Origin of the sequence: Buttiauxella sp. (assembly GCF_049686335.1) — a bacterium.
Lineage (GTDB): Bacteria > Pseudomonadota > Gammaproteobacteria > Enterobacterales > Enterobacteriaceae > Buttiauxella.
In genome coordinates this window covers 44069-51465 of sequence record NZ_JBAVHX010000027.1, presented here as the reverse complement: position 1 = coordinate 51465, position 7397 = coordinate 44069, and the positions used below count along the sequence as shown (strand labels likewise).

Below are 7397 nucleotides of genomic sequence, written 5' to 3'. Positions count from 1 at the left end.
TGCGGCAGTTCTGCCGCTGTGAGCTGCGCCAGAACTCGGGGAGGACTGACATGGTGTACAGGGTCTGATGTTTACCGCTGTCGCCCTGCTCGCAGAAGGTGACGATACCGCGCACCCGGCGTTTAATTTCTTCGCCCTGCCAGATAACCAGCGTGGCTGTTTCATCAAGGATATTTTTGAAGCCAATTGCCGGGTCCTTGCAGGCGACGGTGATATCCAGGCTGAACAGGGAAGAGAGAGACTGTATGAGCGTAAAACCCACCACCGCAAAGGTGTCCGCCGGAGTATGCCCGGCGGTGAAGGTAAAGCGGGTGCCGTCTGAGGCCATGATGGAAGTCCTTTCCTGTCCGTGGAATTATTGACCAGAGCCTGTAACTAAAATTTAATCATTGGTCTGATAAATATAATAAAATCAATAAAATAGAGGGTTAGAACGATAAGTATGGCGCTGAAAGATGACTGTGATTTTCGTCACATAAAATGAAATTAGAAATCATACAAAGTGATGAGTGAAAAGGAATCTCCTTAGCAAAATGTACACACAACACAATTTAAAAATTTTAAGATTTCTCCTTGTTGCCCATCCTTCCTGCTACGCCCGATTTACTTTGTCCTGCATCAATAAAATCGCAAACTTGTTTGATGCAAATCACTACATATAGACCTTAAAATGCACCCCGCCCCTACATCTTGTATTAATCGACTATTATAGCAACAAGAACCACAGCCACTTCTGGGGATTATCTGTGGATAACGATAGGGGCAAAAACAGAAAGCCTATGGCAATGCGAGCAAATCCCGGCTTGCAGACAATGACATCCCTTTGTGGATAACCTTTTTTAGATGGAGAGATCATGACACCGCATGTGATGAAAAGAGACGGGTGCAAAGTGCCTTTCACTTCAGAGCGCATTAAAGAAGCTATTCTTCGTGCAGCTAAAGCAGCGGGAGTCGATGACGCAGACTATTGCGCCACCGTCGCAGATATTGTCCGTGCACAAATGGAAGGCCGTACTCAGGTTGATATCGGCGAAATCCAGACGGCGGTCGAAAACCAGCTGATGGCGGGTGACTACAAACAACTGGCGCGCGCTTACATCGAATATCGTCATGATCGTGATATTGAACGCGAAAAGCGTGGCCGCTTAAACCAGGAAATCCGGGGTCTGGTTGAACAAACTAACTCCGCCTTGCTCAACGAAAATGCGAATAAAGACAGCAAGGTTATCCCGACTCAGCGTGACCTGTTAGCCGGCATCGTCGCTAAACACTACGCCTCACAGCACTTATTACCGCGTGACGTGGTTCTGGCGCACGAGCGTGGCGATATTCACTATCACGATCTGGATTACTCTCCGTTCTTCCCGATGTTTAACTGCATGCTTATCGATCTTAAAGGCATGTTAACGCACGGCTTTAAGATGGGTAATGCTGAAATCGAGCCGCCAAAATCCATCTCTACCGCCACCGCCGTGACCGCGCAAATCATCGCTCAGGTTGCCAGCCATATTTACGGTGGCACCACCATTAACCGTATTGATGAAGTGCTGGCACCGTTTGTCACCGCAAGTTTCGAAAAACATCGTCAGACCGCTGAAGAGTGGCAGATCCCGGATGCCGAAGGTTATGCACTTTCTCGTACCGAGAAAGAGTGTTATGACGCATTCCAGTCACTGGAATATGAAGTCAACACGCTGCACACCGCTAACGGTCAGACACCGTTTGTGACCTTCGGTTTTGGTCTCGGAACCAGCTGGGAATCTCGCCTGATTCAGACGTCGATTCTGCGTAATCGTATCGCCGGTCTGGGTAAAAACCGTAAAACGGCAGTGTTCCCGAAACTGGTGTTTGCTATCAAAGATGGCCTGAACCACAAGGCTGGTGATGCGAACTACGACATCAAACAACTGGCTCTTGAGTGCGCCAGTAAGCGCATGTACCCAGACATCCTGAACTATGACCAGGTCGTGAAAGTGACCGGTTCGTTCAAAACACCGATGGGCTGCCGTAGTTTCCTCGGCGTGTATGAAGAAAACGGCGAGCAGATCCACGATGGTCGTAACAACATCGGCGTAATCAGTCTCAACCTGCCGCGTATTGCGCTGGAAGCCAAAGGCGATGAAGCCACTTTCTGGACGCTTCTCGATAGCCGTCTTGAGCTGGCTTTTAAAGCCCTGATGACGCGTATTGCGCGACTTGAAGGCGTGAAAGCTCGCGTTGCGCCAATCCTGTACATGGAAGGGGCTTGCGGTGTGCGTCTGAAAGCAGACGACGACGTCTCTGAGATTTTCAAAAATGGCCGCGCATCGATTTCCCTTGGTTACATCGGCATCCACGAAACCGTGAATGCATTGTTTGGCAATCAGCACGTCTACGACAGCGAAGAGCTGCGCGCGAAAGCCGTGGCGATTGTAGAACGTCTGCGCCAGGCAACTGACAGCTGGAAAGAAGAAACCGGTTATGGCTTTAGCCTGTACAGCACGCCAAGTGAAAACCTGTGCGATCGTTTCTGCCGTCTTGATACCGCTGAGTTTGGTGTGGTGCCAGGCGTGACCGATAAAGGTTATTACACCAACAGCTTCCACTTAGATGTTGAGAAGAAAGTTAACCCATACGACAAAATCGACTTTGAAGCAGCCTACCCGCCTGTGGCAAACGGTGGTTTCATCTGTTACGGCGAATACCCTAACATTCAGCACAACCTGAAAGCGCTGGAAGATGTCTGGGATTATAGCTACCAGCACGTTCCGTATTACGGCACCAACACGCCAATCGACGAGTGCTACGACTGTGGCTATACGGGTGAGTTTGAATGTACTAGCAAAGGCTTCACCTGCCCGAAATGTGGTAACCATGATGCCGCGCGCGTATCAGTAACTCGCCGCGTTTGCGGTTATCTCGGCAGCCCGGATGCGCGCCCGTTTAACGCGGGTAAGCAAGAAGAAGTGAAGCGCCGCGTGAAGCACCTGGGTAACGGGCAGATTGGCTAAAGTTAGCCGCATTTCACCCTCACCCCGCCCTCTCCCTCAAGGGAGAGGGAGAACTTCAAAACCCGCCTCTCACTGTTGTATGCGGTGAGGGCATCAGGTTACATGCTATGAATTATCAACAGTATTATCCGGTCGACATCGTCAACGGGCCCGGAACCCGCTGCACACTGTTTGTTTCCGGCTGTGTGCACGAATGCCCTGGCTGCTACAACAAAAGCACCTGGCGGGTAAATTCAGGTGTACCGTTCTCCGGGGAAATGGAAGATCGGATCATTGCCGATCTGAACGACACGCGTATTCGCCGCCAGGGATTGTCGCTTTCGGGCGGTGATCCACTTCATCCGCAAAATATCGCGGATGTGTTAAAACTCGTTAAGCGGATACGGGAAGAGTGCCCCGGAAAAGATATCTGGATGTGGACCGGATATAAACTCGATGAGTTAACGGCAGATCAGCGAGAAGTAGTGAATTTAATCAACGTGCTCATCGACGGTAAATTCGTCCAGGCGTTGAAAGATCCGGCGCTTGTCTGGCGCGGCAGCAGTAACCAGGTCGTCCACCATTTGCGATAAAGATTGATGACACCTCTTTTCGTAGGTCGGATAAGCGGCAGCGTCATCCGACACCATTGTTGCAAATGGTGGATGACGCTATCGCTTATCCACCCTACAAAACCTGTTAATCACCCTTTGCCAGCAATCTGAGGTCATGTGAATCCAGAATGTTCACACCTTCGCGAGAGGGTGCCAGCGCTTCTCGCAACATCGCCTTTGCAACATCCCTCGCCTCAATGGATTTCCATTTTCCCGGCATAATTTTAAATAAAGGTGCAAACAACGATTCGTTAAAGCGTTGTGATTCGCGGTGGCCAAGCAGCATGGATGGACGTGCAATGGTCAGCCGCGGCCACTGTTGTGCGATAAGCGCTTCTTCCATTTCCCCTTTTACCCGGTTGTAGAAGAATGGCGATTTGCTGTTTGCACCGATAGCACTGACCACCAGCATATGTTTTGCGCCCAGACGCAAGCCGGTTATCGCGGTATCCACCACCAGCGTGTAATCCGCTAATACGAACGCCTCTTTGCTGCCTGCTTCTTTCATGGTGGTGCCGAGGCAGCAGAAAACGGTATCAAGCGGTTCGGTTAATTGTGTGAGCACATCGCTCAACTGGGGATCGTAAAGATTGGTGACTTTGTTCATGGCAGGCAAAGGACGCCGTGTCGCCGTAACGATGTGGCTGACTCGCGGTTCCTCAATCAACATGCGTAAAAGATGCCCGCCAATGAGGCCTGTAGCCCCTGTAAGTAAAACTCGGCTCATAAGATCTCCTTTCGCTTATTCACCAAGCTTAGTGTCATCCCGCAGCCAGTGTAGTTTTTTCCCAAAACCAAGCGTGTTGTCGGTCATTTTTATCTCTTCAAGACGAATTTCCCACACCGGTGCAGACATCATTCTGGCTACCGGAAAGCGCTTATAGTAGCGGCTACGAATGCTGTCGATTTCGCTTTCTTCAACGAGTCTAATTTCGCCACGAAACTGCACACCACGAATTAATGCGACGGTTTTCGGCTGCCCGTTGACCGTTCCGGCAACGTGAGCTTGTTTGCCAATTAACTCGCCATGACGGGTATGCGTTTCGCTCAAGAGATAAAAAGCGACGCGTTGTTCATCGAAAAGATAGAACGCGTTGGCACACCATAAATCGCCGTGACTACCTGCGCAGTAAGTCAGTACATGCTGTTTGTTCAGCCAACGACTGATGGCATTGAGAGTTTCCATGTGCAACCTGAAGAGTGATATTCTGCGGAAAACGTCAATTATGCGCCTGACCTATGTCTCCCTGGTATCTCTATTTAGTCCGTACGCTCGATAACCGTTTATATACCGGTATTACCACCGATGTAGAACGCCGTTTCTCACAGCATCAAACAGGGAAAGGGGCGAAAGCCTTGCGCGGAAAAGGCGAACTCACGCTGGCATTCAGCCATCTGGTTGGCGATCGTTCTAGCGCGTTACGGCTGGAATATCGCATCAAACAGCTACCTAAAGCGCAAAAAGAGAAATTAGTACAGGGGACATTAGCGTTTGAAGACCTGCTGGCAGGCCTCCAAACGTAAAGGGAGATCAGAAGTCTCTATTGAAATGCTCGTGATACTCAACCAGGCCGGAAACGCCATTGAGCGCGTCATCAGCCAGCGGATGAATCAGGAAATAAGCTTCGGTGTCAGGCCAGGCACAGCGCAAATCGAATTGTGCCGCGGGAACAAAACCAAAACGCCCGTACAATGCCGGTTCGCCTAACGTAACAACTGCCGCGTAGCCAAACTCATTGAGTGAATCCAGCCCTTCATAGACCAGCTGTTTTGCCAGCCCCTGACCACGATAAGCCTCATCAACGGCCAGTGGCGCTAAGCCAACCCACTGAAGCTCTTCACCTTCTACCGCAACCGGGCTAAAGGCGGCATAACCCACAACCTGACCTTCGTCATCGGTGGCAACAACGCCCAGCGTTAACAGCCCGTCTTCTCGTAAATCCTTAACCAAGTCCGCTTCACCATTACCGTTAAAGGAACGGCGAAGTAAGGCATCGATGCCAGGAGCATCAATGGGTATTTCTACACGAATTAGCATGGCTCACCTACCGAGTTACTTACTGGAGCAGATTGATGTTTCATACCTGCTTCGACAAAATCAGCCAGTTGCAGCAGCAGCATGCGTAATGGTTTAGGCATCGCATCCAGCTCAATGGCATCCATTAGGTTTTTAACATACAGCCCAAGTTCTGTGTCACCTTCAATAACCAGACGACGCTGGAAAAATAAGGTATCAGGATCTTGCTTACGTGCGGCGATCATCAATAGATCATTGGCGGTTGCACTGAAGCTGACATCTGCTGGGGCATCTTCACGCACTACCAGTTTATTATCTTGTACCGAAGTAAACCATTTCAGACCGAGGTCGCGTACTTCGATACTCAACCAGCGTCCCTCAAGAAACTCGAGTTCACCCTCTTCCATCGCCTGGCGAAACTGCCAGCCAAGTACCTGTTCAAGCACCTGGCGCTTTAGAGCAAAGGGCGTCAGTTTAACCGGTGTTCTTAACAGTGACGGGCCAAGATGGACCAGGCGTGAACGCATTTTATCCAACACGAGCTTTACTCCTTGAGAAATTTAACCGCCATTTTGCCACACCAGCCATTCTCCGTAGCGGTGCAAATCAACAATTGCGCGGGTTATAGATAGCACTTATCAACCTTATCAATAAGTCATCAATACGCCATTAGCTGCCTTAAATCAAAATTTGTCGTGGTCGGGTTAACTAAAATCTCAGTTCGTTAACAATTTTGCTGTCCAGGCCTTGGGCGGCATGGGTCACCTCTAAGGTTACCCGATGATTCAGGATAAATTATGGAGTTGCTTTGCCCAGCCGGAAACTTACCGGCGTTGAAAGCGGCCATCGATAATGGTGCCGACGCGGTTTACATTGGTCTGAAAGACGATACCAACGCCCGCCATTTTGCTGGACTGAATTTCACGGAGAAGAAGCTGCAAGAAGCGGTGAGTTACGTGCATCAACATCGCCGTAAACTGCATATCGCTATCAACACGTTCGCGCACCCTGACGGCTATGTGCGCTGGCAACGAGCAGTGGATATGGCAGCGCAACTCGGAGCCGATGCCCTCATTTTGGCTGACCTCGCCATGCTTGAGTACGCAGCTGAACGTTATCCCCATATCGAGCGCCATGTCTCGGTGCAAGCTTCCGCCACCAATGAAGAAGCGATTCGCTTTTATCATCGCCATTTCGACGTAGCTCGTGTCGTTCTGCCGCGCGTGTTATCCATTCATCAGGTAAAACAGTTAGCCAGGGTAACGCCAGTGCCGCTGGAAGTTTTTGCTTTTGGCAGCCTGTGCATTATGGCGGAAGGCCGCTGTTATCTTTCATCTTATCTGACTGGAGAATCGCCAAATACTGTCGGCGCTTGCTCGCCTGCACGTTTTGTTCGCTGGCAACAAACCCCGCAAGGGCTGGAGTCACGTCTTAATGATGTGCTGATTGACCGCTATCAGGATGGCGAAAATGCCGGTTACCCGACGCTTTGCAAAGGGCGCTATCTGGTCGATGAGCAGAAATATCACGCGCTTGAAGAACCAACCAGTCTGAATACGCTTGAGCTGCTGCCTGAATTATTAGCCGCCAATATTGCTTCGGTGAAAATCGAAGGCCGTCAGCGTAGCCCGGCGTATGTCAGCCAGGTCGCCAAAGTGTGGCGTCAGGCAATCGACCAGTGCATGGCCAGTCCGGATAATTACCGGGCTCAACCGGCATGGATGGAAGCATTAGGGGCGATGGCCGAAGGCACGCAAACCACTCTCGGTGCCTATCACCGTAAATGGCAGTAGGAAA

General features: G+C 50.5%; 9 protein-coding genes. 4 read left to right on the top strand and 5 right to left on the bottom strand.

All coding sequences use genetic code 11. The features are described 5' to 3' along the window. Nucleotides 1-328: contractile injection system protein, VgrG/Pvc8 family (locus WBL83_RS17495; RefSeq protein WP_424590336.1), on the bottom strand; the 328-nt coding region annotated here is incomplete at its 3' end. A gap of 526 nt (nt 329-854) precedes the next feature. Between WBL83_RS17495 and nrdD the strand changes: the two genes are divergently transcribed. Continuing rightward, on the top strand, nt 855-2990 hold the full coding sequence (nrdD, locus tag WBL83_RS17490) for an anaerobic ribonucleoside-triphosphate reductase (protein WP_424590335.1): 2136 nt from the start codon (nt 855-857) through the stop codon (nt 2988-2990). Between the two features lie 107 nt (nt 2991-3097). Beyond that, complete coding sequence (gene nrdG, locus WBL83_RS17485; protein ID WP_424590334.1) at nt 3098-3562, top strand: anaerobic ribonucleoside-triphosphate reductase-activating protein; 465 nt, start codon at nt 3098-3100, stop codon at nt 3560-3562. A gap of 106 nt (nt 3563-3668) precedes the next feature. Here the strand turns inward: nrdG and WBL83_RS17480 are convergent, their stop codons facing one another. Further along, complete coding sequence (locus WBL83_RS17480; RefSeq protein ID WP_424590333.1) at nt 3669-4310, bottom strand: NAD(P)H-binding protein; 642 nt, start codon at nt 4308-4310, stop codon at nt 3669-3671. 15 nt (nt 4311-4325) lie between these two features. Further along, entirely contained in the window at nt 4326-4769 is a 444-nt protein-coding gene (locus tag WBL83_RS17475) for a YhbP family protein (protein WP_424590332.1), read from the bottom strand. A gap of 53 nt (nt 4770-4822) precedes the next feature. Between WBL83_RS17475 and WBL83_RS17470 the strand changes: the two genes are divergently transcribed. Continuing rightward, nucleotides 4823-5107 carry a GIY-YIG nuclease family protein gene (locus tag WBL83_RS17470; RefSeq protein WP_424590331.1) on the top strand — a complete coding sequence of 95 codons (285 nt, stop codon included), beginning with the start codon at nt 4823-4825 and terminating at the stop codon, nt 5105-5107. 7 nt (nt 5108-5114) lie between these two features. On the opposite strand, the gene WBL83_RS17465 is transcribed toward WBL83_RS17470, so the two are convergent. Then, nucleotides 5115-5621 (bottom strand): GNAT family N-acetyltransferase, encoded by a 507-nt coding sequence (locus WBL83_RS17465; RefSeq protein WP_424590330.1) that lies wholly within the window; start codon nt 5619-5621, stop codon nt 5115-5117. Further along, nucleotides 5615-6139 (bottom strand): ubiquinone anaerobic biosynthesis accessory factor UbiT, encoded by a 525-nt coding sequence (ubiT, locus tag WBL83_RS17460; protein WP_424590329.1) that lies wholly within the window; start codon nt 6137-6139, stop codon nt 5615-5617. The genes WBL83_RS17465 and ubiT overlap by 7 nt, the downstream gene beginning before the upstream one ends. Nucleotides 6140-6397: 258 nt before the next feature. On the opposite strand from ubiT, the gene ubiU reads away from it, so the two are divergent. Next, a complete protein-coding gene (gene ubiU, locus WBL83_RS17455) occupies nt 6398-7393 on the top strand; it encodes a ubiquinone anaerobic biosynthesis protein UbiU (protein ID WP_424590328.1) in 996 nt (331 codons plus the stop codon). The last annotated feature ends 4 nt before the right edge of the window (nt 7394-7397 follow it).